Genomic DNA, 22647 nt, shown 5'->3' with positions numbered 1-22647 from the left:
GTCCGCGCCCGCCCGCACCACAACCGCGCCGGCCGGCAGCCCCGCCCGGGGCTAGAGAACGAAGGCCGGGCTGCCGTTGTCGGTGACGATGGGGCGGCCCGCGCCTTCCCAGGCGAGCATGCCGCCGTCGACGTTCACGGCGTCGATGCCCTGCTGGACCAGGTACTGGGTCACCTGGGCCGACCGGCCGCCGACGCGGCACATGACATAGGCGCGGCGGCCGTCGGCGACCGCCTCGGTCACCTCACCGAACCGGGCCACGAAGTCGCTCATCGGCACGTGCAGGGCGCCCTCGACGTGCCCGGCCGCCCACTCGTCGGCCTCACGGACGTCGAGCACCAGCCCGTCGGCCGGGACGGACGCGACGTCCACGGTGGGCAGCGGTGCGAAGTTCATGGATCAGGCCTTCTCTCGTCGTGCGCTGGTCGATGGGGCTACCTTCCGACGCTACTGCACCAGCGCGGCCAGCTCCGCCTCACGCTCGGCGACCTGCGCCAGCAGTTGCTCGGCGATCTCCTCCAGCAGCCGGTCCGGGTCGTCGGGCGCCATCCGCAGCATCGCGCCGATCGCGCTGTCCTCCAGGTCCCGCGCGACCACGGTCAGCAGTTCCTTGCGCCGGGCCAGCCATTCGAGCCTGGCGTACAGCTCCTCGCTCTCGCTGAGCCGCGTGGCCGCCGGCGCCGGGCCCGCCGCCCATTCCTCGGACAGCTCCCGCAGCAGGGCCTCGTCACCGCGCCCGTACGCGGCGTTGACGCGCGTGATGAACTCCTCGCGCCGCTCCCGCTCCTTCTCGTCGCGCGCCAGGTCCGGGTGCGCCTTGCGGGCCAGCTCGCGGTAGAGCTTGCGCGCCTCGTCGCTCGGCCGCACCCGCCGGGGCGGCTGCACCGGCCGGTCGGTGAGCATCGCGGCGGCCTCGGGCGGCAGGCCGTCGGAGTCCATCCAGTCGCCGAACAGCTCGTCGACACCCGGCATCGGCATCACCAGCGCCCGCGCGGACTGCGCCTTGCGCACGTCCTCCGGATCTCCGGTACGGGCGGCCCTGGCCTCCGCGATCAGCGCGTCCAGCTCGTCCAGCCGTGTGTACATCGGGCCGAGCTTCTGGTGGTGCAGCCGGGAGAAGTTCTCCACCTCCACCCGGAACGTCTCCACCGCGATCTCGAACTCGATCAGTGCCTGTTCCGCCGCGCGCACCGCTCGTTCCAGCCGCGCCTCCGGGCGCTCGGCCTCGTCGGCCGCACCGGAAGCCGCGCCAGCGGCCGCACCGGAAGCCGCGTCGGGGGTCGGAGCACCGGTCACGTCGTCGTTCGGGGTCGTCACCCGACCAGCGTACGGGCGAGCGGGCCCCGCCCGTCACACCCCCAGCTCGGCGGCTATGCGCCCGCTCCGGACCGCCGTCAGCAGATCGGCGTGGTCGGCCTCCGTCCGGTCCGCGTACGCCACGGCGAACCGGGCGATCGCCTCGTCCAGCTCGTCGTTCTTGCCGCAGTATCCGGCGATCAGCCTGGGGTCGGCGCTGTGCGCGTGCGCCCGGGCCAGCAGGGCCCCGGTCATCCGCCCGTAGTCGTCGACCTGGTCGGCGGCCAGCGCGGCCGGGTCGACGCTCCCCTTGCGGTTACGGAACTGCCGCACCTGATACGGCCTGCCCTCGACCGTCGTCCAGCCCAGCAGGTTGTCGCTGACGACCTGCATGCGCTTCTGCCCGAGGACCACGCGCTGCCCCTCGTGCGCCACCTCCGCCACCGGGAAGCCCACCTCCGGCAGGTACGGCAGCAGCGCCGACGGCCGCGCCTCCTTCACCTGGAGCACCAGCGGCTCGCCCCGGTGGTCCAGCAGCAGCACCACATACGAACGCGTCCCCACGCTCCCGGTGCCCACCACCCGGAACGCCACGTCGTGGATCGCGTACCGCGCCAGCAGCGGCAGCCGGTCCTCCGGCAGCGTCTCCACGTACGCGCCCAGCGACGCGGCCACCGCCGCGGCCTCCTCGTCCGGCACCCGGCGCAGCACCGGCGGCGCGTCCACGAACCGCCGCCCGCCGTCCGGGCAGTCCTCCGTCGCCTTGGCGGCGAACCGGGCGCTGGTGTTGCCCCGCGCCTTCTCCGCCACCCGCTCCAGCGTGCCGAGCAGGTCCCGGGCGTCGGTGTGCGAGACGAGCTCCTCGTCGGCGATCGCGTTCCAGGCGTCCAGCACCGGCAGCCTGGCCAGCAGCCGCATGGTCCGCCGGTAGGCGCCCACCGCGTCGAACGCCGCCGCCCGGCACACGTCCTCGTCCGCGCCCGCCTCCCGGCCGGCGAGCACCAGCGACGTCGCCAGCCGCTTGACGTCCCACTCCCAGGGGCCGACCACGGTCTCGTCGAAGTCGTTCAGGTCGATGACGAGCCGGCCGCGCGCATCGCCGTACAGCCCGAAGTTCGCCGCGTGGGCGTCCCCGCATATCTGCGCGCCGATCCCGGTGACCGGCGTACCCGCCAGGTCGTGCGCCATCAGCCCGGCCGCGCCGCGCAGGAACGCGAACGGCGTCGCGGCCATCCTGCCCACCCGTATCGGCGCCAGCCCGGGCACCCGCCCCCGGCTCGACTCCTCCACCGCCCGCACGGCATCGGGCCGCCCTGCCACCGACCGCAGCGAGCCGTGCGACGACCGGGGAACCTTCTCGCGCAGCGCCTTGCCCCGCTCCTTGGGCGAAGCCCCCGCACCCCGGTCGCCGCCCACGGCAGCGGCGAACCCCGGCACCACCGGTATGCGCGCACCGCCACCACCGGCACCGCGCTGCGCCGGCACCGCCGTCCGGATGTCACCCATGAGCCCCGCCCCCGTCGACCATCGCCCAGTTGCCAAGTTGCCAAGTTGCCCCAGACGGTACCGCCGCCACCGGCCACCCGTCCCCGCCTGTGGATAACGGAGCGCAGCCGCGGTACCCGGGACGACCGAAGGGGCAAGGGCGGAGACGACCGAAGGGGCGAGGGCGGAGGTGACCCCCACATGTCAGTCGGACACTCAGTCGGACACTCAGTCGGACGCGACGAGTCGGTCGACACCATCCAGCGCGAGCTGACCGCGTTCGCCCGTCGCGCCCGCGCCACGGCCGCACGGCTCCACCCCGAGCTGTCGCTCGTCTCGTACACGCTGCTGGCGCACATCGACGAGCAGCACGGCTGCCGCGCCACAGACCTCGCCGCCCACTACATGCTCGACAAGTCGACCGTGAGCCGGCAGGTCGCCACCCTTGAGAAGCTCGGGCTCGTCGAGCGCCGCCCCGACCCCGCCGACCACCGCGTCCAGGTGCTGCACCCCACCGAGGCGGGCACCCGGGCCCTGTCCTCCACCCACGCCAGCCGCCGCGCCGCCTACCTGGAACGCCTCGCGGACTGGTCCACGGAGGACCTCGACCGCTTCGCGGCCTACCTCCTCCGCTACAACCGCAACGCCTGAGAGCTTCCTCACACGCCGCCGCGCCCGGCACGGACCCGCCCGCACAGACACCCGCACAGAGACCCCGCACAGACAAACGGACAATGTGCCCGAAACACAGCAGAACGGGTGGCATCGTGATCGATGCCACCCGTTCCTGGTGGTGCGCGAGGGGGGAGTTGAACCCCCACGCCCTTGCGGGCACTGGAACCTGAATCCAGCGCGTCTGCCTATTCCGCCACCCGCGCATTGGGTGTTGCCGCTTGGTTCCCCACCGGTTTCCCGGTGCGATCGCCTGGCGACATCTGAAGATTAGCACGCCGCTGGAGGTGGATTCACATCCGTTTGTTTCGGGCACCCCGACGGCGAACAGAGAGGGGTAAGGAGGAGAGGGGGGCCGACGCGGGAACCGGAACCCACACCCCGGCACGACCGCACAACAGGGAACGGCCTCGCGCCGTACCCACTCCTCCAGGGTGCACCTCAGGTGCGGGACACTGTCTGGAGGGCGCCTCTACGATCCCTGTGAGAGGTGACACTCGTCCACAGGCCAGAGAAGGGGAACCAGCCGATTTCCCGACGCGTGGATACGATCAGTAAGCAGTACCAGGACGGCAACGACGGAGGAGGTGCCCCATGGGAGTCCTGAAGCGTTTCGAGCAGCGTCTCGAAGGTCTGGTCAACGGCACCTTCGCCAAGGTCTTCAAGTCCGAGGTCCAGCCCGTCGAGATCGCGGGCGCCCTCCAGCGCGAGTGCGACAACAACGCCTCGATCTGGAACCGCGACCGTACGGTCGTCCCCAACGACTTCATCGTGGAGCTGAGCGCGCCGGACTACGAGCGCCTCAGCCCGTACTCGGGCCAGCTCAGCGACGAGCTGTCGGGCCTGGTGCGCGACTACGCCAAGCAGCAGCGGTACACCTTCATGGGGCCGATCAAGGTCCACCTGGAGAAGGCGGACGACCTCGACACGGGTCTGTACCGGGTACGCAGCCGGACGCTCGCGTCGAGTACGTCACAGTCGCAGGCCCCGGCAGGCCCCGCGGGCCACGCCGGACACGCCGCGCCGCCGGCCGCCGGGCGTCCCGGTGGGTACGGCTACCCTCCGGCCGGTGCCCCTCCGATGCCGGCGGCCCCGCCGCCCGGTATGAACCGTCCGCCCGCCGCCGGCCGCCCGCCGGGCCCGGCGGCACCCATGCCCGGCGCCCAGGTGCGCCGCTGGATCGAGATCAATGGCACCCGCCATCAGATCTCCCGCCCGACGCTGGTGCTGGGCCGCAGCACCGAGGCCGACGTGCGGATCGACGACCCCGGCGTATCGCGCCGTCACTGCGAGATCCGGACCGGAACGCCCTCGACGATCCAGGATCTCGGGTCCACCAACGGCATCGTGGTGGACGGGCAGCACACCACCCGCGCTACGCTCCGCGACGGCTCGCGGATCGTCGTGGGCAGTACCACCATCGTTTACCGGCAAGCCGAAGGGTGAAGCGGGGGCAATGTCAGAGCTGACCCTCACGGTCATGCGGTTGGGTTTCCTCGCCGTACTGTGGCTGTTCGTCATCGTGGCCGTTCAGGTCATCCGCAGCGACCTGTTCGGTACGCGCGTCACGCAGCGGGGTTCGCGCCGCGAGGGCGCGCGTCCGCAGCAGGCCGCCCGCCAGCAGGCCGCGGCACCGCCGCAGCAGCGCCAGCAGTCCGGCCGTCAGCGCCGCGGGGCCCCGACCAAGCTGGTCGTCTCCGAGGGCACCCTCACGGGCACCACGGTCGCCCTCCAGGGCCAGACGATCACCCTGGGCCGCGCGCACGACTCCACGATCGTCCTGGACGACGACTACGCGTCCAGCAGGCATGCCAGGATCTACCCGGACCGTGACGGCCAGTGGATCGTCGAGGATCTCGGGTCCACCAACGGCACGTATCTCGACCGGACCCGACTCACCACCCCGACACCCATTCCGCTGGGCGCGCCGATCCGCATCGGCAAGACCGTCATCGAGCTGCGGAAGTAGTACGACAATGAGCGAGCGGAGCGAGCGAGCCGCAGCGGTGCCCACAGGTGACCGGCACAGGCTCCCGACCGGAGGGTGGGCAGTGTGGCTCGAGACCGGCTGTACCCGGAGGCGTCGGAGTCGACAGGGCAGGTGCGCATGAGTCTGTCACTGCGTTTCGCCGCCGGATCGCACAAGGGCATGATCCGCGAGGGCAACGAGGACTCCGGCTACGCCGGTCCCCGCCTGCTCGCGATCGCCGACGGCATGGGCGGCCAGGCCGCCGGTGAGGTCGCCTCCTCCGAGGTGATCTCCACGCTCGTCACGCTCGACGACGACGTGCCCGGCTCCGACATCCTCACCTCGCTCGGTACGGCGGTGCAGCGGGCCAACGACCAGCTCCGGCTGATGGTCGAGGAGGACCCGCAGCTCGAGGGCATGGGCACCACCCTGACCGCCCTGCTGTGGACGGGCCAGCGGCTCGGCCTGGTCCACGTCGGCGACTCCCGCGCGTACCTGCTGCGCGACGGCGTCCTGACGCAGATCACCCAGGACCACACATGGGTGCAGCGCCTCGTCGACGAGGGCCGCATCACCGAGGAGGAGGCCACCACCCACCCGCAGCGCTCGCTCCTGATGCGCGCGCTGGGCAGTGGCGACCACGTCGAGCCCGACCTCTCCATCCGGGAGGTACGGGCCGGAGACCGGTACCTGATCTGCTCCGACGGCCTCTCCGGCGTCGTCTCCCACCAGACGATGGAGGAGACCCTCGCCAGCTACCAGGGCCCGCAGGAGACCGTCCAGGACCTGATCCAGCTCGCGCTGCGCGGCGGCGGCCCGGACAACATCACCGTGATCGTCGCGGACGTCCTCGACGTCGACGGCGGTGACACCCTCGCCGGTCAGCTCAGCGACACCCCGGTCATCGTGGGTGCGGTCGCCGAGAACCAGCAGCAGCTCAACGACGGCGGCGCCATGGAGACCCCGGCGGGCCGTGCCGCGGGTCTCGGCCGCCAGGCCCCGCAGCCGCCCGGCGGCGGGTTCGGCCCGCCCGGCAGCGGCGACGACCTCGGGTACGGCGGCATGCCGCCGGAGGGCGGCTTCGGCGCGTACAGCGACGAGGACTTCACCAAGCCGCGCAGCGGCCGCAAGTGGCTGAAGAGATCGTTCTTCATCGTGCTCGCCCTGGCCGTGGTCGGCGGCGCGACGTACGGCGGCTACCGCTGGACCCAGACCCAGTACTACGTCGGCACCAAGGACGAGCACGTCGCGCTCTACCGTGGCATCAGCCAGGACCTGGCGTGGGTCTCGCTCTCGGAGGTCGAGAAGGACCACCCCGAGATCGAACTCAAGTACCTCCCCGACTACCAGCGCAAGCAGGTCGAGGAGACCATCGCCGGCGGCAGCCTCGACAAGGCCCAGGACAAGATCGAGGAGCTCGCCGTCCAGGCGTCCGCCTGCAAGAAGCAGGAGCAGCGCCAGGCGGCGGCCGACCGGGTACCCGCCGCGCCTCCCGGTGAGGGCCAGGCCGGCGGCACGACCGGCCTGCCGACCGAACCCACGCCCAAGCCCACCACCAGCACCGCAGCCACTCCCACTCCGGGCCCCACCCTCTCGGAGGAGGAGCAGAAGCTGGCCTCGAACTGCGGCAAGAGCTAAGCACCCGTAGGGGGGCCTTTCACCACCATGAGCGTTGTCACCAACACGACCACCATCGGCGCGATCGACCTGCCGAGCCGCCGGAACACCGAACTGGCGCTGCTCGGCTTCGCCGTCGCCATCCCGGTGTTCGCCTACCTCAACGTGGGCCTCGCCATCGACGGCAAGGTCCCGGCGGGCATGCTCGGCTACGGCATCGGGCTGGGCCTGCTGGCCGGCATCGCCCACCTGCTGGTGCGGAGGTTCGCGAAGTACGCGGACCCGATCCTGCTGCCGCTGGCGACACTGCTCAACGGGCTCGGCCTGGTGCTGATCTGGCGGCTGGACCAGTCGCCGCGCATCATCGCGCGGTACGACACCTTCACGCCGGACGCGCCCAAGCAGCTCATGTACTCGGCGATCGGCGTCGCGCTCTTCCTGCTGGTGCTGATGTTCCTGAAGGACCACCGCGTCCTCCAGCGCTACACGTACATCTCCATGGTGGTGGCGGTCATCCTGCTGCTCCTGCCGCTGGTTCCCGGCCTCGGCTCCAATGTCTTCGGCGCCAAGATCTGGATCAAGGTCGGTCCCTTCTCCATCCAGCCCGGTGAGTTCGCGAAGATCGTCATCGCGGTCTTCTTCTCCGGCTACCTGATGGTGAAGCGGGACGCCCTCGCGCTGGCGAGCCGCCGCTTCATGGGGCTCTACCTGCCCCGTGGCCGTGACCTCGGCCCGATCCTCACGATCTGGGCCGTCAGCCTGCTCATCCTGGTCTTCGAGAACGACCTCGGTACGTCGCTGCTGTTCTTCGGCATGTTCGTGATCATGCTGTACGTGGCCACCGAGCGGACGAGCTGGATCATCATGGGTCTGCTGATGGCGGTGGGCGGCGCGGTCGTCGTCGGCTCGACCGCCAGCCACGTCAAGTCCCGTGTCGCCGCGTGGCTCGACCCCTTCGGGTGCCTGGAGACGGCGCCCGAGGGCTCCAACATGGCCCAGGCCTGTGACCAGATGACCCAGGTGCTGATGTCCTTCGGCTCCGGCGGCACCCTCGGCACCGGCCTCGGCCAGGGCAATTCCGACCTGATCGGCTTCGCCGCCAACTCCGACTTCATCTTCGCCACCGTCGGCGAGGAGCTCGGGCTCGCCGGCGTGATGGCGTTCCTGCTGATGTACGCGCTGATCGTCGAACGGGGCATCCGTACCGCGCTCGCCGCCCGCGACCCGTTCGGCAAGCTGCTGGCGACCGGCCTGTCCGGGGCCTTCGCCCTCCAGATCTTCGTCGTCGCCGGTGGCGTCATGGGCCTGATCCCGCTGACCGGTATGACCATGCCGTTCCTCGCGTACGGCGGTTCCTCCGTGATCGCCAACTGGGCCCTGATCGCCATCCTGCTCCGGATCAGCGACACCGCCCGCCGTCCCGCGCCGGCGCCCGCCCCGTCCCCCGACGCCGAGATGACCCAGGTGGTCCGACCGTGAACAAGCCCCTGCGCCATATCGCGATCTTCTGCGGCCTGCTCGTGCTCGCCCTGCTGATCCGGGACAACTGGATCCAGTACGTCCGCGCCGGCGAGCTGAGCGCGCACGAGAGCAACAAGCGGGTCACCATCGAGCGGTACGCCAACCCGCGCGGCAACATCATCGTCGACGGCAAGCCCATCACCGGCTCCGTCGACTCCAAGGACCCCTTCTACCGGTACAAGCGCACCTACGTGGACGGCCCCATGTGGGCGCCGGTGACGGGCTACGCCTCGCAGGCCTTCGACGCCAACCAGCTCGAAAAGCTCCACGACGGCATCCTGACCGGCAACGACGACCGGCTCTTCTTCGACCGCACCATGTCGATGTTCACCGGTGACAAGAAGAAGGGCGGCGACGTCGTCACCACCCTCAACGGCGCCGCCCAGAAGGCCGCCTTCGAGGGCCTCGGCGACAAGAAGGGCTCCGTCGTCGCGATCGAGCCGTCGACCGGCAAGATCCTGGCGCTGGCGTCGACCCCCTCGTACGACCCGTCCTCCTTCGCCGGCTACCACGACAAGGACGCCAAGGCCTGGCAGGCGCTGGAGAAGGACAAGGACAAGCCGAAGCTGAACCGCGCGCTGCGCGAGATCTACCCGCCCGGCTCCACCTTCAAGGTGCTGACGGCCGCCGCGGCACTGGAGTACGGCAAGGTCACCGACATCAACGCGGCGACCACGACGCCCGAGCCGTACATCCTGCCGGACACCCGTACGCCGATGAAGAACCACGCCCGGGGCTGTGAGAACGCCACGCTGAAGTACGCGCTGGAGGTCTCCTGCAACTCGGTCTTCGCCAAGCTCGGCCATGAGGTCGGCCGCGACGACATGGTGAAGATGGCGGAGAAGTTCGGTTTCAACAACGCGGAGATCGATACCCCGGTCCGCGCCTCCATGTCCGTCTACGACAAGAACATGGACCGCCCGGGTAACGCGCTCTCCTCCATCGGCCAGTTCAACACCGCGACCACCCCGCTCCAGATGGCCATGGTCGCCGCGGCGATCGCCAACGACGGCAAGCTGATGAAGCCGTACATGGTGGACGAGCTGCGCTCCCCGGACCTCGACGTGCTGGAGAAGCACGAGCCGGAGGAGATGAGCCAGCCGATGTCGGCGAAGACCGCTCAGCTCGTCCAGGAGATGATGGAGAGCGTCGTCAACAGCGACAACGGCACCGGCGGCCGGGCGAAGATCGACGGTGTGACGGTCGGTGGCAAGACCGGTACCGCCCAGCACGGCGAGAAGAACAAGGCCCGCCCCTACGCGTGGTTCATCTCGTACGCCAAGACCGACAACGGGTCTCCCGTCGCCGTCGCCGTCATCGTCGAGGACTCCGACGCGACGCGTGACGACATCAGCGGTGGCGGCCTCGCCGGGCCGATCGCCCGCGATGTGATGAAGGCGGTACTCGACAGCAAGAAGTGACGCGGGAAGCCGCGGGTGCGCCTGAGTGCCGGTGTGTACCGGTCGCGTATCAGGTAGTGGTCGCGGTCCGATCGACTTCCCGTGGCCGGTAGCGTATGCGCGAACAGCACACCGCCGGACCACACAGAGGGGTGCGGTCGGGACTGACGGAGAGGGCTGGAACAGTTATGGAAGAGCCGCGTCGCCTCGGCGGCCGGTACGAGCTGGGCTCGGTGCTCGGCCGCGGTGGCATGGCGGAGGTCTACCTCGCCCACGACACCCGGCTCGGCCGCACCGTCGCCGTGAAGACGCTGCGGGCCGACCTCGCCCGTGACCCGTCCTTCCAGGCCCGGTTCCGCCGTGAGGCCCAGTCGGCCGCCTCGCTCAACCACCCGGCGATCGTCGCGGTCTACGACACCGGCGAGGACTACGTCGACAACATCTCCATCCCGTACATCGTGATGGAGTACGTCGACGGCTCCACCTTGCGTGAGCTTCTTCACTCGGGGCGCAAGCTACTGCCCGAGCGCACGCTGGAGATGACGGTCGGCATCCTCCAGGCGCTGGAGTACTCGCACCGGGCCGGCATCGTCCACCGCGACATCAAGCCGGCGAACGTCATGCTGACCCGCACCGGCCAGGTCAAGGTCATGGACTTCGGCATCGCCCGCGCCATGGGCGACGCCGGGATGACCATGACGCAGACCGCGGCCGTGATCGGCACCGCCCAGTACCTCTCCCCGGAGCAGGCCAAGGGCGAGCAGGTCGACGCCCGGTCCGACCTGTACTCCACCGGCTGCCTGCTGTACGAGCTGCTGACCGTCCGCCCGCCGTTCGTGGGCGACTCCCCGGTCGCGGTGGCGTACCAGCACGTACGCGAGGAGCCGCAGCCGCCCAGCAACTTCGACCCCGAGATCACGCCCGAGATGGACGCCATCGTCCTGAAGGCGCTGGTCAAGGACCCCGACTACCGCTACCAGTCGGCCGACGAGATGCGCGCCGACATCGAGGCGTGCCTCGACGGCCAGCCGGTCGCCGCGACGGCGGCCATGGGCGCCGCCGGGTACGGCGGGGGCTACGGCCCGGACGAGCAGGCGACCACCGCGCTGCGCCAGGCCGACCCGGCCGGGCAGACGTCGATGCTGCCGCCCATGAACCCGGACGACGGCGGTTTCGGCTACGACGACCGCCCGGACCGCCGCCGCGGCGGCCAGCGGAAGTCGAACCTCTCGACGATCCTGCTGATCCTGGCGGGCATCCTGGTGCTGGTCGGCGCGATCCTGATCGGCAAGGCCGTCTTCAACAACCAGGGCGGCGGCTCGGACCCGATCGACGTACCCCAGGTGGTGGGCAAGCCCTTCGCGGAGGCCGAGCAGACGGTGGAGAAGGCCGGGCTGAAGATCGCCCGGTCCGGTTCGGAGGCCTGTGACCGCCCGAAGGGCGTGATCTGCAGCCAGTCGCCGGAGTCCGGGACGCTGGAGGAGGGCGAGACCATCAACGTCGTCGTCTCCGAGGGCGCCGCGAAGATCGAGGTGCCGAGCGTCGTGGAGCAGTCGGAGAACACGGCTCGGGAGAACCTGGAGAACAAGGGCTTCACCGTCAAGGTCGAGTACAAGGAGTCCGACCAGGAGGCGGGCGAGGTGCTGTCGCAGGACCCGGCCGGCGGCACCCAGGCCGAGAAGGGCACCGAGGTCACCATCACGGTGTCCAAGCAGGCGGAACGCAACGTGCCGCCGGTCACGGGCCAGCAGTTCGACGCCGCGAAGTCCCAGCTCGAGACGCTCGGCTTCACGGTCAAGCGGGAGGACGTCGACTCCGACCAGCCCGCGAACACCGTCGTCGGGCAGAGCCCCGAGGGCGACACCAAGGCCCCCAAGGGCAGCGAGGTCACCCTCAAGGTCTCCAAGGGCCCGCAGCAGCAGCAGGTCCCGGTGCCCGAGGTGCGGACGCAGACGGTGGGCCAGGCCAAGCAGACGCTGGGCGCGAGCGGCTTCACCAACATCCAGGTCGCCCAGGGCTGCCCGGCCGATGACAACGCCATCGTGACCGACAGCGACCCGAAGCCCGGTACCCCGGTGGACCCGGCGTCCACCACCGTCACGCTGACGACCCTGGGCTGCCAGGGCGGCAACGGCGGCGGTAACGGCAACAACGGCGACAACGACGAGGACGGCGGCTTCTTCGGCGGCCCGTCCGGGATCAGCGTCCGCGAGCGGGACTGATACCGCTCACGGCGGACACGTACGGCAGAGCCCCGGCACCCTGTGGAGGGTGCCGGGGCTCTGCCGTACGTACGAGGTACGTAGGATCAGCGCAGCTCCGCCGGGGGCGTGCGGGCGCTGTCGACCTTTTCCGTGCGCTCCAGCTCGCCCCAGACGATGTAGCGGTAGTCGGAGGTGTACATCGGCGTGCAGGTCGTGAGCGTGATGTACCGGCCCGGCCTGGTCTTGCCCGACTCCTTCGGGACCGGCTGGAGGACGTCCACGTTGAACTTCGACGTCTCCGGGAGCGTCTTGTAGACCTTGTAGACGTACCAGGTGTCCTTGGTCTCGAAGATGATCGAGTCGCCGGTCTTGAGCTTGTGGATGTTGTGGAACTTCGCCCCGTGCCCGTCGCGGTGCGCGGCCAGCGTGAAGTTGCCCTGCTTGGCGGAGGGCAGGGCGGACTTGACCGGGGCGGTGTAGTAGCCGGCGACGCCGTTGTTGAGGGTCTTGGGGTCGGTGCCCTTCTTGACCAGCACCTCGCCGTTCTTCATCGCCGGTACGTGGAGGAAGCCGATGCCGTCCTTGGTGTCGAGGGCGCCGGGGCCCGTGGACGCCCAGTGGTCGCGCACCTCGTCGCCCTGTTTGTCGGCCGCGCGGTCGGCCAGGACGTTCGTCCACCACAGGGAGTAGACGACGAAGAGCCCCATGAGCACCCCAGCGGTGATCAACAGCTCGCCGAACACACTGATGACGCCGGCGATCCGGTTGCGCGCACGTGCCACTACATCTGTCCCGTCTGGAGGTCGAAGCCAGGCCGCCCTAGCCTACGAGCGCGTCCGGTTTCCCCTTGCTGCGCGGGCGTTCGTCGACCATCTTGCCCCACACGATCATGCGGTAGGTACTGGTGAACTCGGGCGTGCAGGTCGTGAGCGTGATGTACCGGCCCGGCCCGGTGAATCCGGAGCCCTCCGGCACGGGCTGGATCACCGACACGTTGGAGGGCGGGGTCTGCGGCAGGATGCTCGCCATCTCGTACGTGTAGTACGCGTCCTGCGTCTCGACGACGATCGGGTCGCCCGGGGTGAGCCTGTTGATGTAGCGGAAGGGCTCGCCGTGGGTGTTGCGGTGCCCGGCGACCGCGAAGTTGCCCTGCTTGTCGGAGGGCATGGCGGTCTTGAGCGGGGGCTCGGCGTAGTGGCCGACCATGCCGCGGTCGAGGACCTTCTCCTTGTTGATGCCCTCGGCGATGGGCACGACGACGTCCAGCTTGGGGATGTACATGATCGCGAAGCCCTGGCCGGGCTCGAAGGCGTCGGGCTTGCGGCCCTCCGCCCAGGCGTCCTCGATGCCCTTCTTCGCCTTGTCGACCTCCAGGCCGGCGCGGATGTTCGTCCACCAGAGCTGGTACGTGACGAAGAGCAGCATCACGACGCCGAAGGTGATGAACACCTCGCCGACGACCCGGCTGGCGACGACGCCCACGCTGTCCTTGCGGGCGCGGGCGGCCCGCCGGGCCTCCACGCGGGTCAGCGGCCTGCCGGGGTCCTGGGACGGCGGCGTGGCGGGCGCGGGCGAGGAGCCCTTGCGGCGGCGGCCGCGGCCCTTGGCGGCCTTGCGGCGCTCGGCGCGTCCGCCGGTCACCGGGCGCTCGGGCGTCGCGGGAGACGGCCGCGGAGGCTCGGGGTCGGCCAGTATTCGGTGCGTGTCCTCCGTGCGGAGGGCCATCGTCTCGTCGTCCGGTACGGGGCCGGGGGCCCAGGTGGCCTCCGTGTACGCCTCCGTGTACGCCATGGAATCCGGAAGATCCGCTTCCGGCTGTGGCGGGTTCGCGGCCCGGAACCACGGCGAACCGTGCTCGTGCTCCGGGCGCACGGGGGTCACGCGACGGCCTTGCCCACCACCGGCGCGAGCCCTGCCGACCGGCCGACCGCACCGGTGTCGCCGCACTGCTCCAGCCAGTTGGCGAGCATGAGGTGCCCGTACTCGGTGAGCACCGACTCGGGGTGGAACTGCACTCCCTCCACGGCGAACTCGCGGTGCCGCAGCCCCATGATGATGCCGTCCTCGGTCCGCGCGGTGACCTCCAGCACGTCCGGCAGGTCGGCCGGCTCGGCGGCCAGTGAGTGGTACCGGGTCGCGGTGAACGGCGACGGCAGCCCGGCGAAGACGCCCCGCCCCTCGTGCACGACCGGGGAGGTCTTGCCGTGCAGCAGCTCGGGCGCGCGGTCGACGACACCGCCGTACGCCACCGCCATCGACTGCATGCCGAGGCAGACGCCGAAGACCGGGATGCCGGTGTCGGCGCAGTGGCGCACCATGTCGACGCAGACCCCGGCCTCCTCGGGGGTGCCGGGCCCGGGGGAGAGGAGGACGCCGTCGAAGCCGTCCTGCGCGTGGCTCAGCTCGACCTCGTCGTTGCGGCGGACCTCGCACTCGGCACCGAGCTGGTACAGGTACTGGACCAGGTTGAAGACGAAGCTGTCGTAGTTGTCGACGACGAGAATGCGCGCGCTCACTGACCGTCCACCGTCACATCGTTGAACGGAAGCAGGGGTTCCGCCCAGGGGAACACGTACTGGAAGAGCACGTAGACCACCGCGAGGATCAGGACGAGCGAAATCAGTGCCCGCACCCACGCGTTGCCCGGCAGATGCCGCCAGATCCAGCCGTACATGGCGCCTGCTGGTCCTTCCGTCGATGGTCGTCGAATGCCCTTCGATACCGCACCAGAGTACGGGGCGATCCCCGTGGCGCGGGTCACCTGTGGAAAGCCGGGGGCTTGCCCTGCGTCACAGGCCGGGTGGCCTCCAGCTTCGCCCAGGCGATCAGCCGGTGGCTGCTGCCCCACTCCGGGTCGCACGTGGTGAGCGTGAGGTACCGGCCGGGGCCGCCGAACCCGGACTTCGCCGGGACCGGGTCGACGACTCCGGTGTCGCCGGGGACGGTCCGGTACGGCTCCCTCGCGATGCGGTACGTGAACCAGGTCGTCCCGTCGTTGAGGATCACCGCGTCGCCGGGGCGCAGGTCGGGGAAGTCCTTGAAGGGGTCGCCGTACGTACGACGATGACCGGCGACCGAGAAGTTCCCCGTGGCGCCCGGCCGGGCGGTGGCGGCGTAGTGGCCGAGGCCCTTCTTGAGGGTGGCGGCCCGGGTGCCCTCCAGGACGGGCCAGTCCCAGTCCTCGCCGAAGCGGGGGACGTACATGACGGCGAACGGTTCGCCGTCCTCATACGGCTCCGGTGCGGGCGACGCCTCCGGTGCGGGCGCCTGGGCCCACCGTTCCTCCAGGGCGCCGATCTCGTCGACGCTCGCACCCGCGGCCTCGACGCCGGTCCAGTGGACGACGTACACCACGAACAGCACGATGACGGCGCCCACGGTGATGCACAGTTCGCTGAGGCTCCTGACGATCAGCCGCACAGGCCCCTCCCGGAACCGGAGCTAGTCGGTCACAGGCTTCGCGTAGTGGAGGTCCACTGTGCCCGAGTAGCCCGGCAGAGTCACCGCCTCGTGCTCGTCGACTTTCCAGCCGAGCCCGTACGCCTTCACGTACAGCAGGTAGTTCTGGATGGCGGTGGAGTCGTCGAGGGCGCGCTGGAGCTTTCCGGTGTCGCCGACGGCCGTGATCCGGTACGGCGGGGAGTAGACCCGGCCCTGGAGGATCAGGGTGTTGCCGACGCAGCGCACCGCGCTGGTGGAGATCAGCCGCTGGTCCATGACGCGGATGCCCTTGGCACCGCCCTTCCACAGGGCGTTGACGACGGCCTGGAGGTCCTGCTGGTGGATGACCAGGTCGTTGGCCTGCGGCTCGGGGTAGCCGGGGGCCGCCTGGGCGCCGGGCGGGGCGTCGTTGAGCGTGACGGTGAGGCCCGCTCCGGCGACCTTGGTGGTCCCCGCCGCCTTCTCCAGGGCGCCGAGCTTGGCGTCCTCGGCCTTGGTGGAGCCGTCGTCGCGGCGGGCGAGGGTGTCGACCTGGTCCCGTACCGCCGCGGTGGACTCGTCGAGCTCGGCGTTCTTGTGGCTGCGCTCGCGGATGAGGTCGGAGAGCTTCAGCAGCGAGGCGTCCGTACGGATGTTGGTGCCCTTGGCGGTGTTGAAGCTCGTGACGAAGATCAGACCGGCGAGGGCGAAGACGGCAGCGGTGAGCAACCGGACCGGCCGCCAGTTCCTGCGCCCGGCCGGCTCTTCGGGAGAGTCGGCGGAATTGCTCAACGTACCCTTATCTCCTTCAGCGCCGCGGAAGCACTACGCTAACGGACGCCCGGGTGAGGCAGTGGTCCCCCTCGCTTCCACCCCGGCGACCAGCCACAGTTCCCTGCGCGGTCACGCAGCGCATCGACAGGAGAGTCCCTCGTGCCGAAGTCACGTATCCGCAAGAAGGCCGACTTCACGCCGCCGCCGTCCGCGAAGCAGGCGACCAACATCAAGCTGACCAGCCGTAGCTGGGTCGCTCCCGTGATGCTGGCGCTGTTCGCCATCGGGCTCGCCTGGATCGTGGTCTTCTACGTCACCGACGGCTCGCTGCCCGTCAAGTCGCTCGGGAACATGAACATCGTGGTCGGCTTCGGCTTCATCGCGGCCGGCTTCGGCGTCTCGACCCAGTGGAAGTGACTTCCCGGACGTAGGCGGCGGTCAAGCCCTGCCCTGAGTTATCCACAGCGTTGTGCACAGCGGGTGGAAAAGGTCAGACGATCTGTGGATAACTTGCATCGAGTTGACGCCGATGTGACTGCGACCGCCGATTCCCGCAGACCGGCCCGCCCCTTGCCCTTCCCGCGAAACCCCAGGTCAGGGGCGAGGGGCACAAGTGTTCCCCACAGGATGCGCAAGATCGAACACATGCTGTGGACAACGATGGGGACAATCAGCGCCCGATCGGCGCTCAGGTGAGCGCAGCGGTCCTCAGAAACACGGTCACCAGGGTCAGTCCCAGGACGAGCGCACAGGCCGCCCCCTGAATCAGGGCGCGCCGCTCGCGTGGGCCGTTGACCATGGCGTACGCGATGACCACACCGGCGATCAGTCCGCCGATGTGCGCCTCCCAGGCGATCCCCTCCCGGGCGAAGGTGATCACCAGGTTGAACACGACCAGCGCCATGATGGGCCGCATGTCCTGCTTGAGCCGGCGTACGAGGACGACGGTGGCGCCGAGCAGCCCGTAGATGGCTCCCGAGGCGCCCAGCGAGCCCTGGTTCTCCGCCGCGATCAGGTAGGTGAAGGCGCTTCCGGCCAGCCCGGACAACAGGTAGAGCGTCACGTACCGGGCGCGCCCGAGCTCCGCCTCCAGGGCGCCGCCGAGCAGCCACAGCAGGAGCATGTTGCCGGCGATGTGCCAGATGGCCTCGTGCAGGAACATCGACGTCACCAGCCGGTACCACTCGCCGTCCGCGACCCCGACCACCCGGCCGAGATCGGGGTCGAAGGCGAACCCGATGAGCACCATCTCGTCGATGAGGGCCGGGTTCAGCCTGCCGAGGAGGAACACGAGCAGGTTGAGGCCGATGAGGACGTTGGTGACCAGGTGGGGGTGGCCGTTCGTGATCCTGCCGCCCGCGATGGTGCGCGGGTGGTTGGCAGTGCGAGAGTGCCCGGTGCCGGAACCGCCGCGTACGCACTCCGGGCACTGGAAGCCGACCGACGCGTCCACCATGCAGTCGGAACAGATGGGCCGCTCGCAGCGCGTGCAGCGGATCCCCGTCTCCTTGCCGGGGTGGCGGTAGCAGCCCGGCATCTGCGCCTGCTCCATGGGGATCCCCTCGTCGGCTTCGTCGTCCGTCCGTCACGCACAAAACGCCTCGTCCATCCTTACGGATGGACGAGGCGGAAAGGTTCCCCGTGGCTTCCCTGTGGCTTCCCGTGGCCGGTGGGCCTCGGGATCAGGCCCGGGATGAGGCCCGGGATCAGGCCTTGCGCGACTCGATCTCGACGGTCTGGATGACCACCTCGTTCACCGGGCGGTCGGTGCGCGGGTTGGTCTGGGTGCTCGCGATGGCGTCCACGACCTTCTTGCTCGCGTCGTTGGAGACCTCGCCGAAGATCGTGTGCTTGCCGGTCAGCCACGTGGTGGGGGCGACGGTGATGAAGAACTGCGAACCGTTGGTGCCCGGGCCGGCGTTGGCCATCGCCAGCAGGTACGGCTTGTTGAAGGAGAGCTCGGGGTGGAACTCGTCACCGAACTCGTAGCCCGGGCCGCCGGTGCCGTTGCCCAGCGGGTCGCCGCCCTGGATCATGAAGCCGCTGATGACACGGTGGAAGACCGTGCCGTCGTAGAGGCGGTCGGTGGACTTCTTCCCGGTCGCCGGGTGCGTCCACTCACGCTCGCCCTTGGCGAGCTCGACGAAGTTCCGGACCGTCTTCGGCGCGTGGTCCGGGAAAAGCCGGATCTCGATGTCGCCGTGGTTGGTCTTCAGGGTGGCGTAAAGCTGCTCGGCCACGATGTGCCTTCCGTAAGTCTGCTCTGACGTCTACCGATCCTCGCACGGAAGAGTGCTCCGCGAAGAAAGGTGGGCCGGTCCTCGCCGAAGCGCCGCGCGACAGGGCGAACCGTGACACCGTCGGAGTTGCACTGCATTGCCCCGGATGCCCCCGTCCCGCATGCCGACCGGAACCCCGGCAGGCATGATTTCAAAAAGGACGGAAAGGCGAATACCGACCCCGCCACCGAGGAGGAGGATCCCGTGACCCGCAAGGAAAGCGTGCGCGCCGCGACCAGCTCGGCAAAGGACAGCGTGCGGCACGCCGCGGAAGTGGTGGCACCCTACGCCGGAACGGCGAAGGACACAGCCGCGCACTACGCGCAGCACTACGCGCACGAGGCGCGTGTCAGGGTCGCGCCCAAGGTCTCGAAGGCCGCGCATCAGGCCCGTACGCAGGCGCGTGTTCAGTACGACACGCGTGTCGCGCCGCATGTGCCGCCGAGGGTCGACGAGGCCGCGCATCGCGCCGCGGTCCGGACCCGTCAGGCCGCACGGCAGGCAGCGGACTACACCATGCCGCGGGTGGAGCAGGCGGTCGCAGCCGCTCAGCCCGTACGGGAGCGGGCGATGGCCCGCTCTGCCGCCGCCGTGGCCGCCATGCGCGGTCAGGTGACGGCGAAGGACATTCAGAAGATCATCAGGAAACACGAGCGTCGGGCCAGGGCCGGACGCCTCACCAAGAAGCTCGCGGTCATCGGCATTCTGACCGGCGGCGCCTTCGCCGCCTGGAAGTGGTGGGACAAGCAGGCCAACCCGGACTGGCTGGTCGAGCCCCCGGCTCCCACCGAGGTCTCCGAGCGCACTCCGCTGACCTCCGTCGACGGTACGGGCCCGGCTTCACTCGACCCCGAGGTGGAGGCCAAGCAGGCTGAGGCCGAAGCCGACGCCGACACGGGCGCGGACACGGGCACGGACGACGAGCGTCGCTAGACGGTCGCTGGTCGCTGGTCGCTAGGCGGCGAGCGCGAGGTCGGTGAGGTGGACCTGGTCGGTCACGTCGGCCAGGTCCTTCCGCGTGCCGGCCGGCTGGGTGGGCCGGGCGGCCTGAACGGGCCTGGCGGTCTGGGCGGGCCGAGCGGCCTGAGCGGGCAGGTGGCGTACGGAGGGCGAGGTTCCGTGCGCCTCCGCGCGGATGCGCTGCTTGATGGTCGGCGGCAGGGACCGTACGTGGACGCCGGGCACCCATGCCGGTGGGAAGCAGCGTGGTGCGGGGACGGCAGGGGAAGTGACCCTGGTCGGGACCTCGGTGGCCGTGGCCTTGGTGGTCGCGGGCTCGTCGGCGTACACCGTAATGGCGGCGCTCGGCGTGCGCTTCAGGCCGAGGGCGGAGAGGATCGCGGGGAGGATCGCGGACAGGAGAGAGAAGAAGGCGGTCCAGAAGTGCGCGACGTCGCGCGTGACCTTGACTGCGGCCATGGCCCCTCGCTTTCGGGTTGGCTTCGGGTTGCTTTCGGGTTGGGCGATCTACATACCTTTCTCATGATGTGTACGCATCTCGAGAACCCGGGGAGCGACGCCGCCGCTGCCCAGATCTTCCGATGAACACCACCCGTACGGCCCACTCCGGCTTGCGGACCTACGCGGCCGCCGTCGGGAAATAGCGCGTGAACGGGTCCGGGCTGACGCCCATGACCTCCCCGAAGGGCGTGGAGAGGTAGTGGATGAGGAGCCCGAGGAAGACGGTCAGCACGACCATCCCCATCGCCATCATGAGCTGTCCCGGGCTGCGCCCGATGCCGAAGAAGAACAGCATGCCGACCGAGAGGACCGCCCCGACGAAGATGCCGGCCCACAGGATCGGTGACAGCGTCTCCTGGGAGACCGCCTCGCGGCCGCGCCGGGCGTCGTCGAGCGCGCTGAGCTGACCGAGCAGTTCCAGGGCCGTCACCTCCTGGGAGGGGGTCGCCTTGGGGGGAGCAGCCGACACGGCGCGCAGTTGCCGCACCAGTGACCAGCCGGGTTCGGCGAGTGGACCGCGATCGTTGAGCCTCGGCCATTCGCCCTGGACGACGTGGGCCGCGTAGCGCTCGGCCACCGCCTCGATCCGTACCTTCTGGGCCGGTGGCAGGCCCTCGGCGAGGACGGTCATCTGGTGCAGCGCGCCCGCCTCGGTGGACGTGTGGGTCTCGGCGTCGCTCCGCAGCTCCCAGACGGAGACCAGGGCGAGGCCGAGGAGCAGCGCGTACAGCAGGGCGATCATCATCGACATGTACTCGGCCACTTCCTCGCCGCCCTCCTCCTCGTCCGCCTCGGCGGGGTGGAAGTGACGCCAGCCGACGACGGCGGCGGCGGCGACCAGAGCGGCGAGCATCCCGATGGCCAGCGTCCCGATCACGTGCTGCATGACCTGTCCTCCTCTCCGGTCACTTTCCGGTCACAGGCGACGGCTCGCCAGCACGACGAGGGCGGCCGCCGGCAGGAAGAGCAGCAGCAGGAACACGACCGGGCTGACCGAGTCGTCCCGCCGGTACGTCCCCTCCGCCCGCGCGGTCAGGCCCCGGCGCTCGGGGCTGTCGGCGGTCCGGGAGTCGCGCCGTCCGGCAGGCGGCCTGGCCCCGACGCCCGACGAGGCGCCGGTGGCGGTGCCTGTCCCGGTTCCGGTTCCGGTGCCTGTTCCTGTGCCGGTGCCCGTGCCGGTTCCCGGCACGAGCCCGGGCGCGAGGCCGCCGGGCGGAGCGGCGAGCCCGGCGCCCGCCGCGCCCGCACCGGCGGCTCCGGCGGCTCCGGCAGCGGCTCCCGCGCCGGCGCCGGGCGCGCCGAGGGCGCCGGGCGCGGCCAGGAGACCGGCGGCAGCGGCACCGGCGGCGGCACCAGCGGGCGCACCGGCACCACCGGCACCGGCACCGGCAGCCCCCGCAGCACCCGCACCCGCGACAGCACCTCCGGCACCCCCGGCACCGCCTCCACCAGCACCACCGGCGCCACCGACCCCACCCCCGGCACCACCAGCGCCACCTCCCGCACCACCAACCCCGCCTCCGGCACCACCCGCACCACCAGCAACGCCGCCGCTCACCCCGCCCGGCCCTCCACCCGGCGGCGGCACCGCCCTCGGGGGCGGGGGCGGGGGTGCCGGGCGCGGGCGCACCACGAACGGGGCGGCCGCCCGCGCGACCAGCGCCGGGGGCGGGACGAGCCGCCCGCACGACGGGCCAAGCGTGAACAGCCGGTCGCTCCCGCGTACTTCGGGGGCGCTGCGGTACGTACCGGGCCGGAGGCCGTTCAGCCGCGCGACGCACACCGCGACAGCGCCGGGCCCGAGCGCCTGCGGCGGCCCCGGGCGGCCCGCGCAGTCGACGGGGGGCCCGCCCAGGCCCGGGTCGACGAGCCGCGCGCCGTGCACCGTGCGGTTGCCCGGGTTCGTGATCGTGTACCGGACGACCGCGCGGGGCGCCACGGCATCGCGGACGGTGACGGCGAGCGCGAGGGCGCCGGCCACGCCCTGGTAGCCGGCCCGGGCGGACGCTGTGGGGCGCAGGCCGAGCGAGGGGATCTCGGCGCGGGCGCGGGCGGTGGCGGTGTGCCGTCCCGGTGCGGCGCTGAAGCGTGCCGTACAGGTGACGGAACTCAGCCCGCGCATCCAGAAACCCTGCCCGCGCGGGCAGCGCAGCGCGTTCCTCGGTACGGACGGGTCGGTGAGCGTGACGCGGTGCAGGTCGGCGCCCGAGCGGTTGGTCAGCCGGTACCGCTTGACCACCGGGTGGCCGACCCGGATGCCGATGCGTTCCGCCCGCCGCGGGGCCTTCTTGTTGACGGTGACCGTCAGGACGAGTGCCGAACGCCCCACTCCGTCGGCGGCCGCCTGCGGAGGCCGGGAGGCCAACGGCCAGCCGCCCGCGTGGGCCAGCAGGAGCAGGGCTCCGGCGGAGAGGATGAGTGTTCTGGTACGGGTGATACGCCTGACCGCCATCCAGGGGGTCCCTTCCGGTCCTCGGGTGTGCCCGGACTTCGGCCAGCGTCCGTCAGGCACGAGGGGCCGGAAAGCCGAGGGCCCGGCTATTGCGCTG

At 70.6% G+C, this 22647-nt stretch carries 23 protein-coding genes and 1 tRNA gene; 9 read left to right on the top strand and 15 right to left on the bottom strand.

Features of this window, described 5'->3' with window-relative positions; genetic code table 11:
• Positions 1-51 precede the first annotated feature (51 nt).
• The 3 genes from AB0J57_RS12605 to AB0J57_RS12595 all read right to left on the bottom strand — a co-directional run bounded on the left by AB0J57_RS12605 (position 52) and on the right by AB0J57_RS12595 (position 2802).
• Positions 52-396, bottom strand: coding sequence for a rhodanese-like domain-containing protein (locus tag AB0J57_RS12605; protein WP_366128039.1), 345 nt, complete (start codon positions 394-396; stop codon positions 52-54).
• 51 nt (positions 397-447) lie between these two features.
• Positions 448-1203, bottom strand: coding sequence for a hypothetical protein (locus tag AB0J57_RS12600; RefSeq protein ID WP_366128509.1), 756 nt, complete (start codon positions 1201-1203; stop codon positions 448-450).
• Between the two features lie 147 nt (positions 1204-1350).
• Positions 1351-2802, bottom strand: a complete 1452-nt coding sequence (locus AB0J57_RS12595) for a DUF2252 domain-containing protein (RefSeq protein WP_366128038.1) — start codon at positions 2800-2802, stop codon at positions 1351-1353.
• 180 nt (positions 2803-2982) lie between these two features.
• Here AB0J57_RS12595 and AB0J57_RS12590 point away from each other — a divergent pair, with 180 nt between their 5' ends.
• Entirely contained in the window at positions 2983-3432 is a 450-nt protein-coding gene (locus tag AB0J57_RS12590; protein WP_366128037.1) for a MarR family winged helix-turn-helix transcriptional regulator, read from the top strand.
• Positions 3433-3572: 140 nt separating this feature from the next.
• On the opposite strand, the gene AB0J57_RS12585 is transcribed toward AB0J57_RS12590, so the two are convergent.
• Positions 3573-3659, bottom strand: a tRNA-Leu gene (locus AB0J57_RS12585).
• A 388-nt stretch (positions 3660-4047) separates the two neighbouring features.
• Here AB0J57_RS12585 and AB0J57_RS12580 point away from each other — a divergent pair.
• From AB0J57_RS12580 to pknB, 6 genes are all read left to right on the top strand, one after another.
• On the top strand, positions 4048-4899 hold the full coding sequence (locus AB0J57_RS12580) for a DUF3662 and FHA domain-containing protein (protein ID WP_366128036.1): 852 nt from the start codon (positions 4048-4050) through the stop codon (positions 4897-4899).
• Between the two features lie 10 nt (positions 4900-4909).
• Complete coding sequence (locus AB0J57_RS12575) at positions 4910-5422, top strand: FHA domain-containing protein (protein ID WP_366128035.1); 513 nt, start codon at positions 4910-4912, stop codon at positions 5420-5422.
• Between the two features lie 138 nt (positions 5423-5560).
• Entirely contained in the window at positions 5561-7060 is a 1500-nt protein-coding gene (locus AB0J57_RS12570) for a Stp1/IreP family PP2C-type Ser/Thr phosphatase (protein WP_366128034.1), read from the top strand.
• A 27-nt stretch (positions 7061-7087) separates the two neighbouring features.
• Positions 7088-8518: an FtsW/RodA/SpoVE family cell cycle protein gene (locus AB0J57_RS12565; RefSeq protein ID WP_366128033.1), complete on the top strand. Its 1431-nt coding sequence runs from the start codon at positions 7088-7090 to the stop codon at positions 8516-8518.
• Positions 8515-9981, top strand: coding sequence for a penicillin-binding transpeptidase domain-containing protein (locus tag AB0J57_RS12560; RefSeq protein WP_366128032.1), 1467 nt, complete (start codon positions 8515-8517; stop codon positions 9979-9981). Before AB0J57_RS12565 ends, AB0J57_RS12560 begins: the two co-directional genes overlap by 4 nt.
• A 167-nt stretch (positions 9982-10148) precedes the next feature.
• Positions 10149-12182 (top strand): Stk1 family PASTA domain-containing Ser/Thr kinase, encoded by a 2034-nt coding sequence (gene pknB, locus AB0J57_RS12555; protein ID WP_366128031.1) that lies wholly within the window; start codon positions 10149-10151, stop codon positions 12180-12182.
• 86 nt (positions 12183-12268) lie between these two features.
• Here the strand turns inward: pknB and AB0J57_RS12550 are convergent, their stop codons facing one another.
• The 6 genes from AB0J57_RS12550 to AB0J57_RS12525 form a co-directional block, all read right to left on the bottom strand.
• Positions 12269-12946 carry a class E sortase gene (locus tag AB0J57_RS12550; protein WP_366128030.1) on the bottom strand — a complete coding sequence of 226 codons (678 nt, stop codon included), beginning with the start codon at positions 12944-12946 and terminating at the stop codon, positions 12269-12271.
• A gap of 37 nt (positions 12947-12983) precedes the next feature.
• On the bottom strand, positions 12984-14123 hold the full coding sequence (locus AB0J57_RS12545; protein WP_366128508.1) for a class E sortase: 1140 nt from the start codon (positions 14121-14123) through the stop codon (positions 12984-12986).
• Positions 14042-14680, bottom strand: a complete 639-nt coding sequence (locus AB0J57_RS12540; protein ID WP_366128029.1) for an aminodeoxychorismate/anthranilate synthase component II — start codon at positions 14678-14680, stop codon at positions 14042-14044. Before AB0J57_RS12540 ends, AB0J57_RS12545 begins: the two co-directional genes overlap by 82 nt.
• Positions 14677-14838, bottom strand: coding sequence for a hypothetical protein (locus tag AB0J57_RS12535; RefSeq protein ID WP_185923769.1), 162 nt, complete (start codon positions 14836-14838; stop codon positions 14677-14679). The genes AB0J57_RS12540 and AB0J57_RS12535 overlap by 4 nt, the downstream gene beginning before the upstream one ends.
• 83 nt (positions 14839-14921) lie before the next feature.
• The gene (locus AB0J57_RS12530; protein WP_366128028.1) at positions 14922-15584 is read right to left on the bottom strand and encodes a class E sortase; all 663 of its coding nucleotides are present in this window, start codon (positions 15582-15584) and stop codon (positions 14922-14924) included.
• Between the two features lie 21 nt (positions 15585-15605).
• On the bottom strand, positions 15606-16376 hold the full coding sequence (locus tag AB0J57_RS12525; protein ID WP_366128027.1) for a DUF881 domain-containing protein: 771 nt from the start codon (positions 16374-16376) through the stop codon (positions 15606-15608).
• 141 nt (positions 16377-16517) lie between these two features.
• Between AB0J57_RS12525 and crgA the strand changes: the two genes are divergently transcribed.
• The gene (gene crgA / locus AB0J57_RS12520; protein WP_366128026.1) at positions 16518-16775 is read left to right on the top strand and encodes a cell division protein CrgA; all 258 of its coding nucleotides are present in this window, start codon (positions 16518-16520) and stop codon (positions 16773-16775) included.
• Between the two features lie 271 nt (positions 16776-17046).
• Here the strand turns inward: crgA and AB0J57_RS12515 are convergent, their stop codons facing one another.
• A complete protein-coding gene (locus tag AB0J57_RS12515) occupies positions 17047-17910 on the bottom strand; it encodes a rhomboid family intramembrane serine protease (protein WP_366128025.1) in 864 nt (287 codons plus the stop codon).
• A gap of 154 nt (positions 17911-18064) precedes the next feature.
• Positions 18065-18598 carry a peptidylprolyl isomerase gene (locus AB0J57_RS12510; RefSeq protein WP_366128024.1) on the bottom strand — a complete coding sequence of 178 codons (534 nt, stop codon included), beginning with the start codon at positions 18596-18598 and terminating at the stop codon, positions 18065-18067.
• Positions 18599-18841: 243 nt separating this feature from the next.
• Between AB0J57_RS12510 and AB0J57_RS12505 the strand changes: the two genes are divergently transcribed.
• The gene (locus AB0J57_RS12505; protein WP_366128022.1) at positions 18842-19570 is read left to right on the top strand and encodes a DUF5324 family protein; all 729 of its coding nucleotides are present in this window, start codon (positions 18842-18844) and stop codon (positions 19568-19570) included.
• A 21-nt stretch (positions 19571-19591) separates the two neighbouring features.
• Here AB0J57_RS12505 and AB0J57_RS12500 read toward each other — a convergent pair whose 3' ends face one another.
• From AB0J57_RS12500 to AB0J57_RS12490, 3 genes are all read right to left on the bottom strand, one after another.
• Complete coding sequence (locus AB0J57_RS12500) at positions 19592-20056, bottom strand: DUF6344 domain-containing protein (protein WP_366128021.1); 465 nt, start codon at positions 20054-20056, stop codon at positions 19592-19594.
• A gap of 160 nt (positions 20057-20216) precedes the next feature.
• Entirely contained in the window at positions 20217-20984 is a 768-nt protein-coding gene (locus tag AB0J57_RS12495) for a hypothetical protein (protein ID WP_366128020.1), read from the bottom strand.
• A 30-nt stretch (positions 20985-21014) separates the two neighbouring features.
• A complete protein-coding gene (locus AB0J57_RS12490) occupies positions 21015-22550 on the bottom strand; it encodes a hypothetical protein (RefSeq protein ID WP_366128019.1) in 1536 nt (511 codons plus the stop codon).
• Positions 22551-22647: the final 97 nt, after the last annotated feature.

It is taken from the genome of Streptomyces sp. NPDC049837 (assembly GCF_040674455.1).
GTDB lineage: Bacteria > Actinomycetota > Actinomycetes > Streptomycetales > Streptomycetaceae > Streptomyces.
Note: the sequence above shows the minus strand (reverse complement) of the source record. Positions and strands in the feature narration are given on the sequence as shown.